Raw genomic sequence first — 18,284 nt, 5'->3', positions numbered from 1 at the left:
TTCCTAGTGTTCGATATAAAACAACGTAAGAGCAAAAACGTGCAGCACTCGGTAACGGCTGACCGGTAGAGATGTGAGCTAATCTGAGTTTTGCGTTCAAGGCAGGTGGACGAATTCGGTGTTTTGGCAAAAGCCAAAGACCTGCACACCTTGAATTAGCTTCACCAATTCAAACTGTGATGCATCTCATTGCTCAGAGCCAGTTTCTCAAATAGAACCTTGCCACCAGAAAATATGCACAGTCCCTCTCAAACTTGAGGGTCAACGCTCTGAACGCATTACTTTGAACATAGTACCATTGGCTCAATTTCACATGATAAAAGTGACAGGTAAAAAGCAACCCTAACTATACTTTGTTTGAGTTAACGCAATTTTTAGTGTAAGCGTAATTTTGACAGTTTAACGTTTAACGCGAAATCTATTTTTTCGGAGATTGTCTCGTGAGTGTCCTGATTACCGGGCTACTTGGAGTAGCCGTTACAGTTGTACCCAGCCTTTTTAAGATTCTCGCCGCTGACCGGGATGGCGGCGACATCAGGGAAGCGGCGGAAGATATCGTCAAACGTCTGCTTGAAACCGACGATGAACAAGCAGCTCTTCAAAAAGTTGAAAACGACAAGACAATTGCTGCCAATCTCAGAAGCGAATTGAGCGCTCTGGAACTTCGAGCGCGTGAGGAACAGGAAAGAGCTGAGAAGGAACAAGAGCAGATTGAAAAAGCGTTCCTGGAGCTAGAAAGCGCAGAACGCGAGCAGAAACAAAAACAACAACTTGATCTTCTAAATTCTGAATTCAAAAGCGTTCAAGCTGCACGAGACTACGCGCTCGAGATGACGAAGTCTGACAAGTGGTGGGTTGCTGGAATTAATCCGGTGCTGTCCATCGGGATAACAATTGGATTTCTAGGAACACTCCTTTTTATCTTTTATTCGCAAGGCCCGATCGAAAATATCGAAATCTTCTATACCGCGATCGGCGCTCTCGGAACAGCATTTGCAACTGTCGTGGGGTTTCATTTTGGGTCGTCGACAGGTTCCCGTGACAAAGATGACATGATCCTTTCGGATCCAGCCAATCCTGAAACCGGCGCAATCCCCGGTGATGTAAATGTTGCAACAGAGACAGGATACAACCGACCTTCTACAGATAGCCAGGGGACCAACCAAACACAACCGATCCCACGGCCAAAACCCGCGATAAACTTGCCTGATCCCGGCGGGACATTTGGACTGTTCAGGCAAAAAGCTCCCAAAATCATGCAAGACCTGATGACTGAGTTTGGCTTAACGCTTAATCAATCGGCTGGAATCTTAGGCAATTTAGGCCAAGAATGTTTCGGCTTCCGCAAGTTACAGGAAGAAAATCCAATCGTTGCAGGGAGTAAAGGTGGAAAGGGTTGGGCCCAATGGACCGGACCCCGTAGGCGTGCGTTCGACGCGTGGTGCAAGAGTAAAAACATCGAAGATTGGACCAGCGATGAAGCGAACTACGGCTTCCTGGTCCACGAACTTCGCACGACAGAAAAGCGTGCACTTGCGCACCTGCGTCAGACCCAGTCCCTAAGAGACTCAACGCTGAGTTTTATGAAAAAATTTGAACGTCCTGGAATTGAACACTTTGATAGCCGTCTGAAATGGGCTCAAGAAGCGCTCAAGGCTAGCCGCAACAATTCGGTTTGAGACTGGGAGATTTCTTATGGACAAAAAACTATTGGATCTGATCGATTTTGCCGCCTCCATTATTCCAGCTATTGGGTCACTGGTAAAAGACGACAAATCCGAAGAATTGGCGAACGAAGTTGTGACGCTCGTGAAAAAAATCGCCGGCGTGGATGACGCTGCGCAAGCTAAATCAAATATTGAAAACAGTCCGGAGGCGATTGCCGAGCTAAGGATACAGCTCGCCGAAATTGCAAATCAGAAAGCCGAAAAAGACAATCAGGCTCAAGAGAAACGAATGCGCGATGCACTTGAATCCAAGCAAAGAGAATTGGATTCAAATGAAAAGCAGCACCAATATGACCTTGAATTGCTAGAAAAAAACCTCGAAAGCACAAACGCAGCACGGGCTCATGCGCTCAAAGCTGCAACTTCCGAATCTCCATGGGTTTCGTGGCTCAATCCGGCTCTTTCAGTCATCATTACCACCGCATTTATCGGCTTCATTTTCATCATTGCTACCAAACCGCTCGATAAGGTCACTGTTAACGAAAAATCCGATTCCAACGCTCAGGAAACACCAGTAAATCCTGCTGCTGCAGGAGCAGAGCCAGATCTTGCTGCTGCGGGAGCACAGCCCAATCCAACAGATTCCGGAGCACCCGTTGAACCGGCTGTTCCGGGTGCGCCTGTTGTCGACGCGACTCCGAAACCAACCGATCAAGCAAACGGAAAGACGAAAACCAATGCCAATGACACCAAAACCGTAGACAACAATACTAAAGAAGTATTCCTGGTTGCCTTCGGGGCCCTTGCTGCAGCTTTTGCAACAGTTGTTGGCTTTCATTTCGGATCTTCTTCGGGATCCAAAAGAAAAACCAAGATGCAACGCTATTATGGCACCCGAGGAGCGGCATCACCTTCCAAGTTCCCAGGAAATATCGCCACCCAAGAACCGACTTCAAACCTTCAAAACGATTTCTCGAATCCCGGCGGCCAGGCCAGCCACCCCTTTGAAGCGTTTTGGCTTAAAAACCTGTCTCATATCGACCATTTCAATTGGAAAGAACTGTTATTCAAGGGAAATGGGAACAAGACACACAAGTCGAACACCGACCCGGACCCAAGCCTCTACAAAAATGTAGTACCTCTAGTTGAGGTCTTGGATAAAATCCGTAAGGAAGTTGGTGCTCCAGTCAAGTTGACGAGCATCTATCGCAGCCCTGCATACAACCGGGATGTTGGTGGCGCAGATGACAGCCGGCACATGTATTTTGACGCCGCAGATTTCACGGTCCTCGGTCCCAACGCGGGCAATTCTTTCGACTGGTACAAAATTGCCAAAAGGCTGCGCGACAGCGGAGAATTCAAGGGAGGAATCGGGATCTACAGTAACTTTGTTCATATCGACACCCGCGGCCGAAATGCTTTCTGGGACCGGCGTTAGCATATAAGGCTTTTGATTCTGGTCGAGCATCGGGTTGGATGAATGAAATTTGGTGACATCGAAAGTTGGTGGCAAGGAGCTAGGGAAAATCCTCGTCGAACATTCTTATTTGTCCTCGCCGGTCTATTCTTAGTTATCCTTTTTAGCGCTGGATCTACGTTCGGAAAGCAAATCGTTGCTTGGATGTTTACACAGCAATCAAGTTCTGATTGCTCCAATCCTGAGACACTAGAGGAGTGGCGAGATTGCGCAAACAATTAGCGCTGTCCATGGCGGCAATTATTGGTGTCTGTTTTTCTGTTTCTGCACAGGCTACAGAATGCGCAAATTCAATTCACACGGCAACCAATGTACCGAAAGCGATCATCAGTTGCTTGGTCCAATTGGAAAATGAGAATAAGCAACTCCAGGAAAAAATTACTGTTCTGGAGGCGAAAGCTCCGGTTCCTGGACCTCCGGGAAAACAGGGTGAGGTTGGCCCGCGGGGTAGCGACGCAAATCTTCCGCAAGGAATCGTGGTAGCATTTGACTTAAGTGATAGCGTGCAATGCCCATCTGGTTGGCATTCGTTTAGAAGTGCGCATGGGCGTGTGATCATTGGTGCCGGAGATCCACAAAAGGCTCCTGGCAAGATGAGATATGATGCCAAAGGCGAACCCCTGACGTACTACATTCGTGGACAACATGGGGGTGCAGAAGACCACATGCTCACTATCGATCAGTTGCCGGATCATGATCACGAATTCAAACAACTACGAGGCAATGTGCCTGATGAGAACACATATCCTCGAGTTACTGTTGGGTCACGTGAAGGCGACTATACCACCACTTTGAGCCTCGGAGGAGAAACTCCCGATCCCAAACAAGTGGCAGATCTTGCTATCGCGCCGACAGGCGGTGGGCAGGCTCACAACAACATGCCCCCATATATTGCCCTCTATTTTTGCAAGAAAGACTGAGTCGGTATACGCGACAGCATCCAGACGGTTACGGACATTTCGCAGCAATGACGCTGTCCAGGTCATGCGTGAGGCCAAGATCTGCTCAAGGGAATACCGCTATCCGGGGATGTCTGCGACGCGATCGACAACCTGATGGATAAACCGACCGGTTACCGAACGCATTTTCACAGCAAGCCACGGCACTGTCAGCGCTGGCACGGTTCATCTGTTCGGCAAAACCCTCGTAAGAGGTCATGCCAGAGTGCGACCCCATCCAGCTGCCTCGATTGACTAGCTCGCCCATGAGGCCGATCCTCGCAACACTTCCGACCATGGCGTAACCCTGCCATTCAGGTCCATCGTTACCCGGTTCAAACGCCTCTTCACCCCGGAAACGGTTTCCCTGCGGTTCAGGCGGCGTCAGTCCGTGCATACGCGCGGCAAGATACTCACCGATCAGAAGCCCTTGGGTTTCTGAAAGCAACAAGGGTGTGTCGAACACCTGCGAGGCCGCTCGCAGGTATTGAAGATCGTTCAGTTCTGGCATGGAAAATCCAATCATTAGAATCCACCGCGCACGGCAAAACGGCGACGCTTTCCACCCTGGCGGTCACACTCCGCTTTCAGGCGGGTGATCAACTGCTCAACGTCGGGTGGAGAATGACGACCGCGTCATCCGAAAATGTTATCAGATGACCGAAACTAAGCCTTTGAAGCATTCTTGGTGGCGCATACAGTTCCAACCCCATAATGCCAACTGCAACTATAAGAAAAGTCTCGAACGTGCTCGATCCGGACCTGCACTGCGCGAAGCACCCAACTAGCCTTCTAGTCGTCGTTAACGGGAGCGAGAATCGGATCTTCTTTTGGTTGCCGAACACTGAGGGAACTCGCTAGCATCAAAGGTTAGAAGCGGGCTCTTCTATTTGCCACCGGATCGGCCTAAGGGAACAAATGGAGTTTCAATCTAGACATGCACTCTTAGCTAGGTAATACTTTGGGTATTAGATTCTGTTTTTGGTAGTCAGCATGAAGCTATTTTTTAGTACGCGACAGCGCAGTCCGACACAACTTCCTCATTTTTCAAGCGGCGATTGGGGACAACGTTAACGCAAGTAACGTGGAGAAGGCTCGAGTGGACGACACCACTATAGGCACGATCGATCCGACCAACAGAATAGTGGCACCCAGTTCAAATCGGTTTGCACTACCAGTTCTGAAAGTCTGAGCGGCGTTGATGGGCTTGAGCAAAACGGAAGAGCGGACTTGTGACACCATCAACGAATGAACCAGCCTCGCTTGGTAAGAGGAATGCGAAAATGCGGATAAGTCACAGGGTGTCGACGCTGACGGTTTGCTGGGTGGGGCTGAGCATTAGCATAGCCAGTGCAGATACCCCAGCAATCTACAACGAGAAGTGCATGTTAGAGATTGCAAACTTCCAGCAAGCATCGAACGACGACGACATAAGTGTCACACGGCATACGTTGTTGCTTTGTCTCTCAGACGACGCTTACGTAGCTGTTAACCAAGCCCCATCAAACTACGTGAACTGGTCAAACAAGACCCATTTCCGTCTGTTCGGCCAAAGTAACGTCGTCGAAATTGGCGACTTGCCCCCTCCGACATCATTGGCAATAGCCGGCGGTTTTGTTCCCGCGATATCGCGACGCCAATGCACCTGTCCCACAACCGTGCCTACCAGATCGCCGGGTGACCCAAACAGCCCACAGAAAAAAGAAGCATTAGACGTTTACGTCACCTTCAATCTCGGCGGAGTGATTGCGGAGGGGAGCAAAGGCTTCGCCGAAATAAAAGACGCCATCGATCATATGCAAATGTGGAAGGTGGCGCCCTTTGGAACCGAGCAAAAGGCTGCCAACGTATTGGCTCGAATGGCCGACGTAAACCTTGAGGATTGGAGCGCGGCCCCTGCAGATGAAACTGTTTACGAGAGCAACCTGCGGAATTTATATCGCGATTCTGGGGTTGCAGAGCCTGGGTTTTACGCCTCTTCGCTCTACGCCATGCAGGCCAGTAGCTCGAACGCTGCGAGCTGTGAATGCCCTCGGGCCCGTCTCCCGATCAAACGGTCTGGTGGCGATGGTGTTCCTTCATCAAAATACGAAGGACCTGAAATGTTCTTCACTGCAATCCCCTCGGCTCAGTGAAGGTGTTATTTCCATCTAACCATCTCTAATTCGATCCGATTTCGGCTACAGGGAAACAATGATAAATTTCGACACGATTTTACAAAGTCTAATGTTCGACTTGCCACTGATCATCATCTCCATTGCTTTGTCAGTGACACTGGTAGGCGTGGTCGCCTTTTTTCTCGAGACCGTCGGAACGGAAGAGCCTTATCATTCTAATCTTCGGGCTCGCGACCCTCGGCGCGGTCGCGGGCATCGCTGGCGGTACGAGCCGTGACGGCGTCGTAGGCGACGTTATTCCAGCGGCCCTCGCGTTGGTTGGCGGCGTGGCCGCATACCTGTTCGGCGTTGACCGGTCCCAAGGCCTCGTCGCATCCTTCTGCGCTGCGGCGTTCGCACTGGCCCTCGGCCTCGGTTATGCGACAGGTGCGGGCAACCGAGCAATAACAGACAATAAGGCGGAAAACCTTGAGTTCTGCAGATCCTTATACGCAAAGCCAGACATTTGGAAAGATGACCGAACATTCTGTCGTGTGGCCACCATCTTTGGAACGCAATGCAACTGGATGATCGCTGACAGTATGTCTCAGATATCCGAGACCGGAACGTTCAAAGACTCAGACGAAAAGTTCGATTACGTCCTAAACCAACTCACGAACGATATGAAGGTCCGTCTCAGCCAAACGCCTAACTGTGCCGCAACCGAACATGCGAATCCTCCAACTCAATAAATGTTGGAAAAATGGTCGATCTTAAGTCTGTTTTTTGTGCTGAGAATGCCAGTTAGCAGGGCTCGATCCGAGAAATGCTATCTGACAGATACAGAACTTCGTCGTGCGATCAAAGAAGTCTGAAATACGTCTTGAACCTGTACTCCGTCCAGCAGCAAGAAATTTCCAGTTGCCGATACTCGGTTTAACTAAGCAATGCAGAGACCGTACGAGCATTCGATTTATTGGACATCCAAGGTCCGCTCTGCGAAGGGTCCTCTGCAACAGAAATCAGTTGTCTCAACGTCGAATTTGGGCCGGTTTGAGACATTTTCTCGAACTCTGTTTTAGATCACTTCATAAAACCAGAGCCTAGAAACCGCCACGCATGGCAAAGCGGATCCGGATACCTGTCTTGCGACTGCATTCCGCTTTCAACCTGATGATTAAGCGGAGAAGAACCGCCTGTTCTGCGGGCAATCGACGCCAAGTCCTACAACGATGCAATTGACGCTGTCGAATGGCCACGCGACGAAAGGCTCGTCATTCCTTGGACACACAAGGCCTTCGGCTGGTTCTTTTCTTACGATGGCCACGAGTACCAGAAAGTCGGTGAACGAAAGCAAATCGCGTACGCCTAGAATTGACCCCAAAATGAGCCGATAAACGCGGACGTCTTGAACGCCCGTTTCCATCTCTGTGATCAGGCTCATTCGGCGTCCCCCCGCACGGTCAGCGCTTGCTGTTTCAGCGTCGTGAAGTCTTTCAGGATTGCCAGGATCAGCGGAGCGGCTTCCGAGCGGAATTCGTCTTCGTCGCGCTCGCCCTGCAGGTGTCGGCTGACCAATTCTGAAAACGACCAAACCGCCACGCCTGCACGCAGGCCCACGGCCAATAGAGGTCCCAACTCCTTCGATTTGAAAAAATCGGACCTTGCTCGCCAGGCAAAGATGCTTGAGACCGATCCGAACCAGGCTCGCCTGCTCATCATGGCGGCAAAACGCAATCCGGCGCTGTTCAATCTTTGAGCTTAAAGTCGTCTTCGGCGCATACGAAACCAGCGGTCAGCACGGTGAATTCTTGCGAGAAAGCACTTTAGAAAAAAACGCCAAGCGTCAGAAAAGACTCAGCAAGCCGTTGTCGTAGGGCAGCTCGATCCTCTTCAGAAGCTCAAGCCGCAGTTTCAGGTCTCCGCCCTCGCCGTATTCCGGCCGGTTGATCGCGTGTCCCATGAACAGGCGGCGCATTTCCGGATCGACATGCGTCGCTTTCATCCGGTCCTCGAAGGAATGAATAAGGGAATAGACAACATGCCGGACGGACGGCAGCAAACCGCGGCGGCGCAGGTGCTTCAGCATTGCCGCCGAGAATGCGTTTTCCTTGTCCCGATATTTCGGAAAGCCGTCCGGCGCGCGTTTCATGGCTTCATGGGCGATCCCCACCAGCGGAATCCGGCGCGTGCTGGACTCGGTCTTGATTTCGCGGTTGTCATCGAAATCCACAACGATATGCGGGATCTTGTAGTCCAGATGGATCCGCCCGGGTTCAAGATTGCAAAGCTCCGAAGGTCTGCAGCCGGTTTCAATGCAGGTCAGGAAGATAATCATCGCCTGCGGATTCAGCGCCCGGAATTTACCAGAAACAGCGCCATAGCTTTCCGCAGCAAGCAGCTTATCCCTGATCCATGTGACTGGAAACGGCGGTGGTGTTTCGCGCAGGCGCTTCGGGTCCTGGAAGGACAGCCCGTCAAACGGGTTCGGCCGCTTTCGTTCTCCGAGACGGGCAAAGACCTCACGATAGATCCGCCTCAGGTTTCCGATATCCCGGTTGCCGGAATTGCCTGAAAGTTTCTTCTCTGACGACTTTCCGGTGATCCGGTCCTGCCACCAGTCATGAAACCTGACGGCATCTTCGACCGTGATCGTATCGATGTACTTGTCGCCAACCACCTTAATGAAATTGTTGACCGCCCGGTGTTTGACCTTCTTGTAGGCCTTGATCTGGTTTGCGCTCTTGCCGGTGAGTTCTTCAGCAGCGCATTTTTCGATGAAAACATCACAGGCTTTTGAAAGGCTCATCTTCGGCGCCGGCGCCCCGCCCAGGACCGCCTCGGCATCGACGATCTCCTGCATGTCCGATTTGCCTTTAAGGGCGATGATTCTTTCGATGATTTATTCAAGGGGCGCATCCTGCACCAGATCGTCCAGGCGCTTGTAAGCGTGCCCCAGCACCTTCGCGCGCTCTCTGGCGGCTTCATACCGGGCTTCGGCCTGTTTCGCACCACCGGCCACCAGAGACGCCCAATAAAGGTTATCGGCATCTTCCATGGCATCGCGCCGAATACGGGCTGTTTCGATGGAATCGGTCTTCAGGGCCACCTGAATGACACCGCGCTTGTCGATATGGGCAACGGATTTCGGCACTCTGCGCCAATAGCGCCAGCGACCGCGAAACATCTGCAGATATCTGTCAGGCTTGGTCATAGCGATGCCCATTTTAGGCAAATGCTATGTCTTTTGCTATGTCTTTTGCTATATCTTTTTGGAAAAAGGTGCTGAAACTTAAAAGGCGTCCCGAAGGACGCCTTTAAAAACAATCACTTAGTAAAGTGATCTTGGTGCGGTCGAGAAGACTCGAACTTCCACGGGTTTTACCCCACAGCGACCTCAACGCTGCGCGTCTACCAATTCCGCCACGACCGCATATTCGATTGTTTTCGGCGCCTGTCAGCGTCGAGGCGCTCCATGTAGCAAAAGGGCTTTGGGCGCGCAAGGGCCGAAGTGACATTAATTCACAAGGGCATGGAAATATTCTTGAGGCCTGTCCGGAAGCCTAAAGCGGACCGTCGGTCCTCATCGGACGGACTTCAGGCGGACGCATCAGAACCTCGGTGATTGAGATCCCGATCCTTTCGCCCAAAAGCACCACCTGCCCCTTGGCGACAAGCGTGTTGTTGGCGTAAATCTTGACGTCGTCATCTTCAGCAACGTCGAGATCGATGACCGCGCCACGGCCCATGCGCAACAGCTGATGGACAGGCATCTCGGACTCGCCGAGAACAACGGATATATCGACTTTGATCTCATCAAAGGTGGTCATCAGACACATCGATCCTTAAATAGGGCGAACGCCGCCAGCGCTTAACCATACCACGGCTCGGCCAGCCAGCTCAAAAAACAAAGAAGTGTCATCCACATGTCACCTGCCGACCGCGACAGCCTCGCATTGAAATTTCTGCCAGAATCGGGCTCAGCACCCGTCGAATGGACAATTTCCGACAAGCTCGTCGACTACGAAACCGCGCTCGCCGCGATGAACGAACGTGTTGAGAGAATCATTTCAGGCGATGCGCCCGAACAAGTATGGCTGCTCGAACACCCGCCGCTTTACACCGCCGGTACCAGCGCGGACGACGGCGACCTCGTTTCGCCCGACCGGTTTCCTGTTTACCGCACCGGTCGTGGCGGCCAGCACACTTATCACGGGCCGGGCCAAAGGGTCGCCTATGTCTTGCTGGACCTGAAAAGGCGGCAACAGGACGTCAGAGCCTTTGTCGCGGCCTTGGAAGCCTGGCTGATCAACAGCCTGTGGCACTATCATATTCGCGGCGAAAGGCGCGAAGACCGGGTCGGTGTCTGGGTGCGCCGGCCGGACCGCGGTGCGCAGGTCGAGGACAAGATCGCTGCCATTGGCATTCGCGTGCGCAAATGGGTGACCTTTCACGGCGTCAGCTTCAACGTCGAGCCGGACCTGGAGCATTTTTCCGGCATCATTCCCTGCGGCGTGGAGGAGCATGGCGTCACCAGCCTCGTAGACCTCGGTATCCCTGTTGGCCTTGCAGAAAACGACAGCGTGTTGCGGGCGGAATTTGAAAAGATCTTCGGTGACACCAGGTAGCTGCGCTGACTTGAAACCTTTCAGCTGAGCGAACCGATAAACGCCTGAAGGCGCTCCTTGCCGCCCGGTGTCCAGCCGAGTGCTTTCAGCTTGCCAGGCTCCATCACACCTACGGGTCCCTCAGCACGCGGCGGCAAGGCTGCTCCTTTCACTCCCTTGTGCTCGGCATAGAGTTTTATGAGGTCCTGACGGTCGAGCAGCAAGTCGGAAACATTGTAGACCTCAAAGGGTCTTTTCCTTTGAGAACCATTGTCCAGAATTCTGGCAAGGCCGTCGGCAAGGTCTTCACCATGGACTTCCGTTCCTAGCCTTGGACCGATGCTTTCGCCGCGTTCAAACGCCGCGAAAAGGTCAGACCATTTGTGCCGTTGGGTTCCTGGCGCCTTCCCGTAGACACCCGTCGCTCGCAAGGATGTGCCCTTGAAACGGTCATCGCACAGAGATTGAAGCGCCTGTTCACAGACCAGTTTCACCTGGCCATAGAGGGTGTTCGGTTCTGTTTCAGCTGTTTCGCCAAGCACAGCCCAGTTGACAACCTCGGAGTAGACAGCCCTGCTCGACAAGAACACAAAGTGAGAAATTCCAGCCGCCTTTGACCTTTCCAACAGGCGCACAGTTCCTTCCGCGTTGCGTTCGATGAAGCCATGCGGGTCATCACCCTCACCGTCCCTGTACTTGCCGGGTACATGTGACAAGGCGCAATGGATCAGGACATCGGCTTGTGGCACCACAAACTGCGTCTCTGAAAGGTTCCAGGATTGGTAACCTGCCTGAAGCCAATCTAGCGGCTGACGGCCCAGCGCAGTCAGTTGGTGGCCATCGCGGTGAAGACGATCAGCGATGAAACGGCCGACAAGACCGCTTCCACCGGTTATCAGAACGTGCATTTAAACAGCCTGTCAGGTTACAAGTACCGCAGGCCCGCGCAAACACCCAATGTCTTCCGGTATTCCCGTCCCGCTCGCAAAGGCCTGCCACAGATCAATGAGCGGACGCAACAACTCAGCCTTGGGATGATCGGTTTGCCACGGTTTTTCATACTGGAAATGCAGAACGTGAATTTGGTTCCAGTCCCATAGCTCAGGCAGGTTGAACCAGACATATTGCAGCATGTTGTAGAAAACCGGCAGGCCGTGCCAGTCAGGAAAATAGCTTTCCAGGAACGTCTGGTCGGTCCGCCGCCAAAACACATCCGGCCGGTCCAGCGCAGCTGCCATTGCGGAAAAGGTCGCGGCGCTCGGCGTGGCCGTGAAAACCCCACTGTTCAGGCGATGAAAATCTGCAAGACTCTCATAGACATTTGGCCCGGCGCAGAACTCCGGATACTCGAACAGCTTGTCACAGTTTTTCAAGACCAATGCATCCGCGTCGATAAAAACAACCTTTTCATAGTCGCGCAGTTGCCAGAGCCGCAGTTTGACGAAATTGTCCAGCGGCGTGTGAAACTGGGGTTTGCCGCCCTTTGAAAACGGTGCTGCCTTGTGAAGGCGTCCCCTTTCGTGGCGTTCGTTGAAGGCTGCAGAGGTTGCAAGCCTTTCACAGCGGCCAAGCCTTGGTTTGAAGTTTTCAAGCACGGCGAGATCCGCCTCGTCGACACCAGGTGTGTGAAGCACCACCAGGTCGGCTTCGGTCCCGGTTCGGCGAAGCGAGCGCAACAAGGCGCTCGCTCCCAGAATATAGTCCTGATTGGTCACCAAAGTGACATAGGCAACTCTGGCTGAGGGCGCCCGGTTGAACGCAGGAGCATCGTTCATCGCTCTGGTCAGGAAACTGACTTCAGCCGAGGATGTTCAGGATCATGCTCGACTTCACCGGCAATCTCCTTTGTCCAGGCAGAAACGGCAGGTACACGGCTGCGGTCGACCCGGTAGGCGTAAGCTTTGGCAACATCGACGACTTCATCGAGCAACCCCTCTTCCAGGGTAATCGGATCCAGGCCCAGCTCGAGAAACTGCTTGTTCTCGACAACAAGATCGTTCTCAGCCGCCTCCTTGCGTGGATTTGGCAGATAGGCAACCTTGGCCCCTGTCTGGCGCGAGATCATTTCCGCAAGATCGCGCACACGGTGGGTTTCAGTCATCTGGTTGAAGACCTTCACCCGATCGCCACGCACAGGCGGGTTCTTGAGAGCCAGTTCGATACAACGAACCGAATCTTGAATGTGAATGAAAGCTCTTGTCTGTCCACCCGTACCATGAACCGTGAGCGGGTAGCCGATGGCCGCCTGGATCAGAAACCTGTTCAGGACAGTGCCGTAATCACCATCGTAATCGAACCGGTTGATCAGCTGTTTGTGGCGCAGTGTCTGCTGCGTGTGTGTGCCCCAGACGATCCCCTGATGCAGATCGGTGATCCTCATGCCGTCGTTCTTTGCGTAGAACTGGAAGAGTAACTGATCCAGACACTTGGTCATGTGATAGATGGAGCCCGGGTTTGCCGGATAAAGGATTTCCTGGTTAGCCTTGTGCCCGGCTAGGGTGTCCACATCCACCGACAGATATCCTTCAGGGATTGCGGCACCGACATTGGAATAGCCGTAAACACCCATTGTGCCGAGATGAACAAGGTGCGCATCCAGATCCAGCTCCACCATGGCGTTGAGCAAGTGATGAGTGGCGTTGACGTTGTTGTTGACCGTGTAGTTCTTGTGCTGATCGGATTTCATCGAATACGGCGCTGCGCGCTGTTCGGCGAAATGAATGATTGCGTCAGGCCGGTAATCCGCAAGCCAGCCTTTGAACACCTCGTAGTCTTCGGCAATATCGATCAAATGAAAATTGATGGTATTGCCGGTTTCCTGTTTCCAGATACGTGTTCGTTCCTGAATGGAATCCATCGGCGTCAGTGACTGGACGCCCAGCTCGGCGTCGATCCAGCGACGGCTGAGATTGTCGACAATGTGAACCTCGTGGCCTTTATCCGACAAATGCAAGGATGTAGGCCAGCCGACAAAACCGTCACCGCCAAGTATCGCAATTTTCAAAAGTCATCTCCCCGAGTTACACAATTCGGCACAAGAGTGTTTCACTCAAATTGTGCTATATGAGAGATCAGATCATTGCGATTTTTCCGTGACAATTCAACGGTGAATTTACAGATTGATACACTATACCGCAGCGCCATGGGTTTCTCGGATGCGTCCGATCCAAACGGGGGCGAAGACGGTCCAATGTGACCTTCGCAACGTGTTTGACGGCAGTTAGGCTGTTTCACGCATTTCAAAACCGCCGCTACAGGGACTGACAGGCGCAAGGTCCTTGAGGGAGCGAACACGCGCTAAGGACGGACCTTTCCAAAGCGCATCCAGCATATCGACGACCGTATCCGAAGGGCCTGAAAAAACGGCTTCTACAGCGCCTGTTCTCAAGTTTCGCACCCAACCGGAAAGCTGACGTCGCTCAGCCTCGGCTGCGCACCACGCTCGATAGCCGACACCTTGCACCCTTCCCTCGACCAGAACATGAACGGTCAATGGATCACTCGTCATTCGAACCTCATTTCACCCGCAGTTGAATGAAGCACAATCATGACGGCGGTTCCACTGAAGGATCGAGGTATTCGTGGACAATCCAAAGGCCACGACCACAGCCGGTGCAATTGAAACTGATTCGAACGGACGAAGCCGCACTCCACCTTAAATTGAAGTGCGGTTGTATTTTATTCGACATAAACAAATAGTTCATCATAACCCGTCCAATAAAACCAAATAAAATAGAAAAGTTGATCAATTAGCTAGATCCTACAATGCAACTAATAATTTAGTAACATTTGCCAATAAGATTTACTGTCAAGTAATTCTAGGCGAGTCCTTCCAAATGCCTTTCAGACAAAGAGCCTTCGCGTCTAACATACGCAAAAGACTATTGCCGGAAGTTGCAATGACACTGGCTGGTCTTGCAGCTTTGACGCTCATTCTTGCGGAGCTGGATGCATTTGAGCGGATTTACGGTTTTTCGCGGGCACATGAAGACTACGAACTTGATGAGATCATTACGGCGCTGTTTGCGTCTCCCGTCATCTTGCTGGTCTTCACGTTCCGGCGCCTAAATGACCTTAAGAAAGAAATTAAACGACGTGTAACCGCAGAAGCCGATTTGAGGCATCTTGCACAGACAGATTTGCTGACAGGATTGCCGAACCGCCATTTCTTCTTCGATGCGCTTCAAAAGCGATTAAACCCGCAAACACGTTCAAGCCTTCCGTTTGCACTCATTCAAGTGGATCTGGATCGCTTCAAACACGTCAATGACAGGTTGGGCCCTGCCTTCGGTGATCACATTCTCAAACAAGTTGCGCATCTACTTGCTGAAAACACTTCGAAGGACTGGATGCTCGCGCGTATCGGCGGGGACGAATTTGTTATCGCCGCAGACGTGCAACAAGAAGCCGACGCCAAGGCGATCGCCACAGAGCTCGCTACAACCCTCAACAGGTCCTTCATTTATCAAAACACCGAGTGCACGATCGGCGTTAGCATTGGTGTGGCTGTTCACGACATCAATTCGCGCGGCGATGATACCGACCCGGAAACCCTGCTCATGAATGCCGATATCGCGCTCCATAGAGCCAAAGTCGGTGGGCGCAACCGGATCGAAGTGTTTGAACCTTCTTTCCGGTCCGATTTCGAAAAGAACACGGTTCTCTCCAACGATCTGCTGCGGGCCATTGCAAACAAAGAATTTTTTCCTGTTTACCAACCGCTGGTGGACTCATCGACGAAAAAAATCGTTGGAGCTGAAGCGCTTGTGCGATGGAGACATCCAACACGCGGCGTGCTGCCGCCTGCCGTTTTCATGGATCTGGCTCAAACTCTTGGTGTGCTTGCCGATATCGACCAGGCCATGTTCGAAGAAGCTGTAAAGAAGAGAAAGACCTGGGAGCGGATGCTGCAAAATCCGCCGCGCATTTCGGTCAATATTTCAGCGGAGAGACTAAAGTCGCCAAGTTTCCTGAGTACGGTTCAAGCCGCGGGCGTTCAACCGAACACAATCATTTTTGAAATAAGCGAAGCGGTGACGTTTGAAGAACTCGACGACGTTTCGAAATTCAATTTGGATGCCCTGGAAGGGCTTGGTGTTGAAGTTGAGATCGATGATTTCGGGTCCGGACGCGCCTCTATCCTGAGCCTTTTGGAAATGAAACCTCGCCGATTGAAAATCGACAGAAATCTGACAGCGCCGGTTGTCGAGTCGGAGCAGGCACGAAGCCTCGTCGCCAGCATTCTCGATATCGCCCGAACCCTTTCCATTGAAGTGGTAGCAGAGGGCGTGGAAACCAGCCAGCATGCAGACATCCTCACAGAGCAAGGCTGCACGCTGCTTCAAGGATACTATTTTTCCCGTCCGATTGAAGAAGCTGCCTTTGAAGCGCTGCTCCAATCGGACGAAGCACGCAACACGACCTTGCCAGCACATGGAAATGTCCATCTCACCGCTTCGGCAGGTTGAACACCGCATACTTCTGTGAACCAGCACTCATTTGGCACCCTTGAGTGAGCGCGTACTCACGCTGCGCGGGACATGGCCGCACTTCGCTTTTGTTCATCCAGCATGACCAGCAGCGATGCACCGACAATAACGAGTGCACCGGGCCAGAAGGCTCCGGAAGGTGCAAATCCAAATGCCAGAAAACCAACGGCAATATTGAGTGGCAGCTTCAAGTGATCAAACGGCTGCACAAAGGTGGCGTCGGCATGTTTATAAGCCAGCGTCAGAAGATAGTTTGCCACGACGGTCAGAACACCGGCGCCGATCAACAACCAAAGAGCAATCCCAGACGGCACAATTCCACCATCACCAAGAGCAAGCAGGGCATTGACCGGTGTCAGCAGCAGCAGCAGATAAACCGTAATGGAATCTGCTTGTTCGGTCGCGGTCAGCTTCTTGGTGACGAGAGACGTACCCGCCCAGAAAGCTGCAGCGGCAACGGGCAACACAGCCCCCCAATGAAATGCCTCCGTCCATGGCTGGAGGATAATCATACCACCCGAGAAACCTGCGATGGTCGCCAGCCAGCGGACCGCGCCTACTTTCTCGGAGAAAAACAGTTTCGCACCGATGATGACGAAGAACGGCGACGTCATTACGAGAGCAATCGCCTGCCAAATTTCCACTCTGGCAAGACCGGCCACCCATAACTGAATACCGACGACAGCCAGCGCTGCGCGTAACAGATGCCAACCGAGCTGGCGCGTTTTCAGGGATGACAGTCCGCGCCGCAATACCCAGGGCAAGGCAATGAGCAAGCCAAGGGCGTATTGCCAGAAAGCAGCCGATGTTGAAGGCACACCCAATTGCATTGTAGAGGCCTGGAGGGCCCCATTGACCAGGGCAAAACATGCCCCTGCCCCAACCATCGCAAGGGCGGCAAACAAGGGGCCGGAAAAGGCTCCGCTGGAAGATGAAGTCATTTCGTTTGATCCTGTCCGGTTCGTTCAATCCAGAACAGTCTCAAAAGACACGCGCCCGCAGGCCTGAGTGTCAGACCAGCGTTCAAGTTCTCTCTCATCCGGACTGTAACCGTCGGCTCCGGCCTCTCACCGGATCTGCTGACCCTTGAAACGGTTGTTTCAAGGCGCTCGCGGGCTCCAGGTTTCCCTGATACCGCCGGTGGGGAATTGCACCCCGCCCCGAGAACTGTTCTCTGTCGGTTTATCTAGCCGGTGCTTTCGGCCTTGGCAACGCCTTAGCGGCTAAAAATTCAGTGTCACTGAAAGATTGTAAGTCAATAGTGCCGACCCGACTGCAAAAAACGCTTCAGACGCGCACGAACCTGCTTTCAAGGAACTGGACAATTTCCGAAGGCTTTCGAGCAATCAGCACCGGGTCTTCCTTGTGGAGCTCATCGTGGCTGCCGTATCCCCAAAGAACCCCGATACTGTCAACACCATTCGCCTTTGCACCAATCAGATCGTGTTCGCGATCGCCAATCATAACGACTTGCGTGGATGTGATGCCTTCTTCATCGAGAATATGAGAGATCAGGTCGGCTTTCGCAGAACGTCTGCCGTCAAGTTCCGAACCGTACACCTTGCCGAAATACGGCATCAGTTCGAAGTGCTCGACTATTTTTCCCGCATAGGCATGAGGTTTGGACGTGCAGACATGCAATTCAAAACCCAATCTGCGCAATTCACTCAGCGCCTGGGGTATCCCCTCGATCAACGTATTCTCGTAAAGACCAACGTCAGTGAAACGCTCTCTATAAAGAGCAACGGCCCGGTCGAGCTCTGCCTTTTCATCAGTGTCAAGAAGAACGCGGAAGCTGTCCCAAAGCGAGGGGCCGATACACCAAAGGAGATCTTTTGCGTCTGGAACCTTCGATGACATCCCTTCAAGGGCGTATTGGATCGAACGAGTAATGCCCTCAAAAGGGTCTGTAAGCGTCCCATCCAGGTCAAACAATACGGTTGTAACGGACATCCAGCTTTCCTGTTAAACAATCAAAACGACCCATGGCATAAATGCCATGGGCCGCAG

Annotated in this window: 18 protein-coding genes, 1 tRNA gene and 1 riboswitch; of the genes, 6 read left to right on the top strand and 13 right to left on the bottom strand. The window is 52.5% G+C overall.

The features are described from left to right. The first annotated feature begins 440 nt into the window (after nt 1-440). The 3 genes from ACZ1HV_RS00365 to ACZ1HV_RS00355 all read left to right on the top strand — a co-directional run bounded on the left by ACZ1HV_RS00365 (nt 441) and on the right by ACZ1HV_RS00355 (nt 4,064). Nucleotides 441-1,679, top strand: a complete 1,239-nt coding sequence (locus tag ACZ1HV_RS00365; protein ID WP_472716976.1) for a phage tail tip lysozyme — start codon at nt 441-443, stop codon at nt 1,677-1,679. Between the two features lie 16 nt (nt 1,680-1,695). Further along, nucleotides 1,696-3,105, top strand: a complete 1,410-nt coding sequence (locus ACZ1HV_RS00360) for a D-Ala-D-Ala carboxypeptidase family metallohydrolase (RefSeq protein ID WP_472716975.1) — start codon at nt 1,696-1,698, stop codon at nt 3,103-3,105. A gap of 245 nt (nt 3,106-3,350) precedes the next feature. Next, nucleotides 3,351-4,064, top strand: a complete 714-nt coding sequence (locus tag ACZ1HV_RS00355) for a phage tail protein (RefSeq protein ID WP_472716974.1) — start codon at nt 3,351-3,353, stop codon at nt 4,062-4,064. Between the two features lie 85 nt (nt 4,065-4,149). Here the strand turns inward: ACZ1HV_RS00355 and ACZ1HV_RS00350 are convergent, their stop codons facing one another. Next, complete coding sequence (locus tag ACZ1HV_RS00350; protein ID WP_472716973.1) at nt 4,150-4,593, bottom strand: hypothetical protein; 444 nt, start codon at nt 4,591-4,593, stop codon at nt 4,150-4,152. A gap of 790 nt (nt 4,594-5,383) precedes the next feature. On the opposite strand from ACZ1HV_RS00350, the gene ACZ1HV_RS00345 reads away from it, so the two are divergent. Further along, nucleotides 5,384-6,217: a hypothetical protein gene (locus tag ACZ1HV_RS00345; RefSeq protein ID WP_472716972.1), complete on the top strand. Its 834-nt coding sequence runs from the start codon at nt 5,384-5,386 to the stop codon at nt 6,215-6,217. Between the two features lie 1,138 nt (nt 6,218-7,355). Here ACZ1HV_RS00345 and ACZ1HV_RS00340 read toward each other — a convergent pair. From ACZ1HV_RS00340 to ACZ1HV_RS00315, 6 genes are all read right to left on the bottom strand, one after another. After that, the gene (locus tag ACZ1HV_RS00340; RefSeq protein WP_472716971.1) at nt 7,356-7,622 is read right to left on the bottom strand and encodes a hypothetical protein; all 267 of its coding nucleotides are present in this window, start codon (nt 7,620-7,622) and stop codon (nt 7,356-7,358) included. Then, the gene (locus ACZ1HV_RS00335; protein ID WP_472716970.1) at nt 7,619-7,900 is read right to left on the bottom strand and encodes a hypothetical protein; all 282 of its coding nucleotides are present in this window, start codon (nt 7,898-7,900) and stop codon (nt 7,619-7,621) included. Before ACZ1HV_RS00335 ends, ACZ1HV_RS00340 begins: the two co-directional genes overlap by 4 nt. 124 nt (nt 7,901-8,024) lie before the next feature. Beyond that, entirely contained in the window at nt 8,025-9,041 is a 1,017-nt protein-coding gene (locus tag ACZ1HV_RS00330) for a tyrosine-type recombinase/integrase (protein WP_472716969.1), read from the bottom strand. Between the two features lie 39 nt (nt 9,042-9,080). Next, on the bottom strand, nt 9,081-9,392 hold the full coding sequence (locus tag ACZ1HV_RS00325; protein ID WP_472716968.1) for a DUF6538 domain-containing protein: 312 nt from the start codon (nt 9,390-9,392) through the stop codon (nt 9,081-9,083). Between the two features lie 132 nt (nt 9,393-9,524). Continuing rightward, nucleotides 9,525-9,611: transfer RNA gene (locus tag ACZ1HV_RS00320), tRNA-Leu, on the bottom strand. A 130-nt stretch (nt 9,612-9,741) separates the two neighbouring features. Continuing rightward, nucleotides 9,742-10,008, bottom strand: coding sequence for a FliM/FliN family flagellar motor switch protein (locus ACZ1HV_RS00315; protein WP_152501420.1), 267 nt, complete (start codon nt 10,006-10,008; stop codon nt 9,742-9,744). A 96-nt stretch (nt 10,009-10,104) separates the two neighbouring features. Between ACZ1HV_RS00315 and lipB the strand changes: the two genes are divergently transcribed. Continuing rightward, on the top strand, nt 10,105-10,806 hold the full coding sequence (gene lipB / locus ACZ1HV_RS00310; RefSeq protein ID WP_298961920.1) for a lipoyl(octanoyl) transferase LipB: 702 nt from the start codon (nt 10,105-10,107) through the stop codon (nt 10,804-10,806). 20 nt (nt 10,807-10,826) lie between these two features. On the opposite strand, the gene ACZ1HV_RS00305 is transcribed toward lipB, so the two are convergent. The 4 genes from ACZ1HV_RS00305 to ACZ1HV_RS00290 all read right to left on the bottom strand — a co-directional run bounded on the left by ACZ1HV_RS00305 (nt 10,827) and on the right by ACZ1HV_RS00290 (nt 14,293). After that, on the bottom strand, nt 10,827-11,693 hold the full coding sequence (locus ACZ1HV_RS00305) for an NAD-dependent epimerase/dehydratase family protein (protein ID WP_472716967.1): 867 nt from the start codon (nt 11,691-11,693) through the stop codon (nt 10,827-10,829). 12 nt (nt 11,694-11,705) lie between these two features. After that, complete coding sequence (locus ACZ1HV_RS00300; protein ID WP_472716966.1) at nt 11,706-12,560, bottom strand: glycosyltransferase; 855 nt, start codon at nt 12,558-12,560, stop codon at nt 11,706-11,708. 8 nt (nt 12,561-12,568) lie between these two features. Next, entirely contained in the window at nt 12,569-13,789 is a 1,221-nt protein-coding gene (locus tag ACZ1HV_RS00295) for an NAD-dependent epimerase/dehydratase family protein (protein WP_472716965.1), read from the bottom strand. Nucleotides 13,790-14,005: 216 nt separating this feature from the next. Beyond that, entirely contained in the window at nt 14,006-14,293 is a 288-nt protein-coding gene (locus ACZ1HV_RS00290) for an acylphosphatase (protein WP_298820289.1), read from the bottom strand. Nucleotides 14,294-14,684: 391 nt separating this feature from the next. Between ACZ1HV_RS00290 and ACZ1HV_RS00285 the strand changes: the two genes are divergently transcribed. Further along, entirely contained in the window at nt 14,685-16,253 is a 1,569-nt protein-coding gene (locus tag ACZ1HV_RS00285; protein WP_472716964.1) for a putative bifunctional diguanylate cyclase/phosphodiesterase, read from the top strand. Between the two features lie 56 nt (nt 16,254-16,309). On the opposite strand, the gene ACZ1HV_RS00280 is transcribed toward ACZ1HV_RS00285, so the two are convergent. Both ACZ1HV_RS00280 and ACZ1HV_RS00275 read right to left on the bottom strand, forming a co-directional pair. Then, on the bottom strand, nt 16,310-17,215 hold the full coding sequence (locus tag ACZ1HV_RS00280; RefSeq protein WP_472716963.1) for a DMT family transporter: 906 nt from the start codon (nt 17,213-17,215) through the stop codon (nt 16,310-16,312). Nucleotides 17,216-17,297: 82 nt separating this feature from the next. Then, nucleotides 17,298-17,446, bottom strand: a riboswitch (FMN riboswitch). A 115-nt stretch (nt 17,447-17,561) separates the two neighbouring features. Continuing rightward, nucleotides 17,562-18,227: an HAD hydrolase-like protein gene (locus tag ACZ1HV_RS00275; RefSeq protein WP_472716962.1), complete on the bottom strand. Its 666-nt coding sequence runs from the start codon at nt 18,225-18,227 to the stop codon at nt 17,562-17,564. Nucleotides 18,228-18,284 lie beyond the last annotated feature (57 nt).

It is taken from the genome of Roseibium sp. JB4-4, assembly GCF_055693425.1.
The sequence above is the reverse complement of the archived record's forward strand: the minus strand, read 5'-3'. Positions and strand labels throughout refer to the sequence as shown.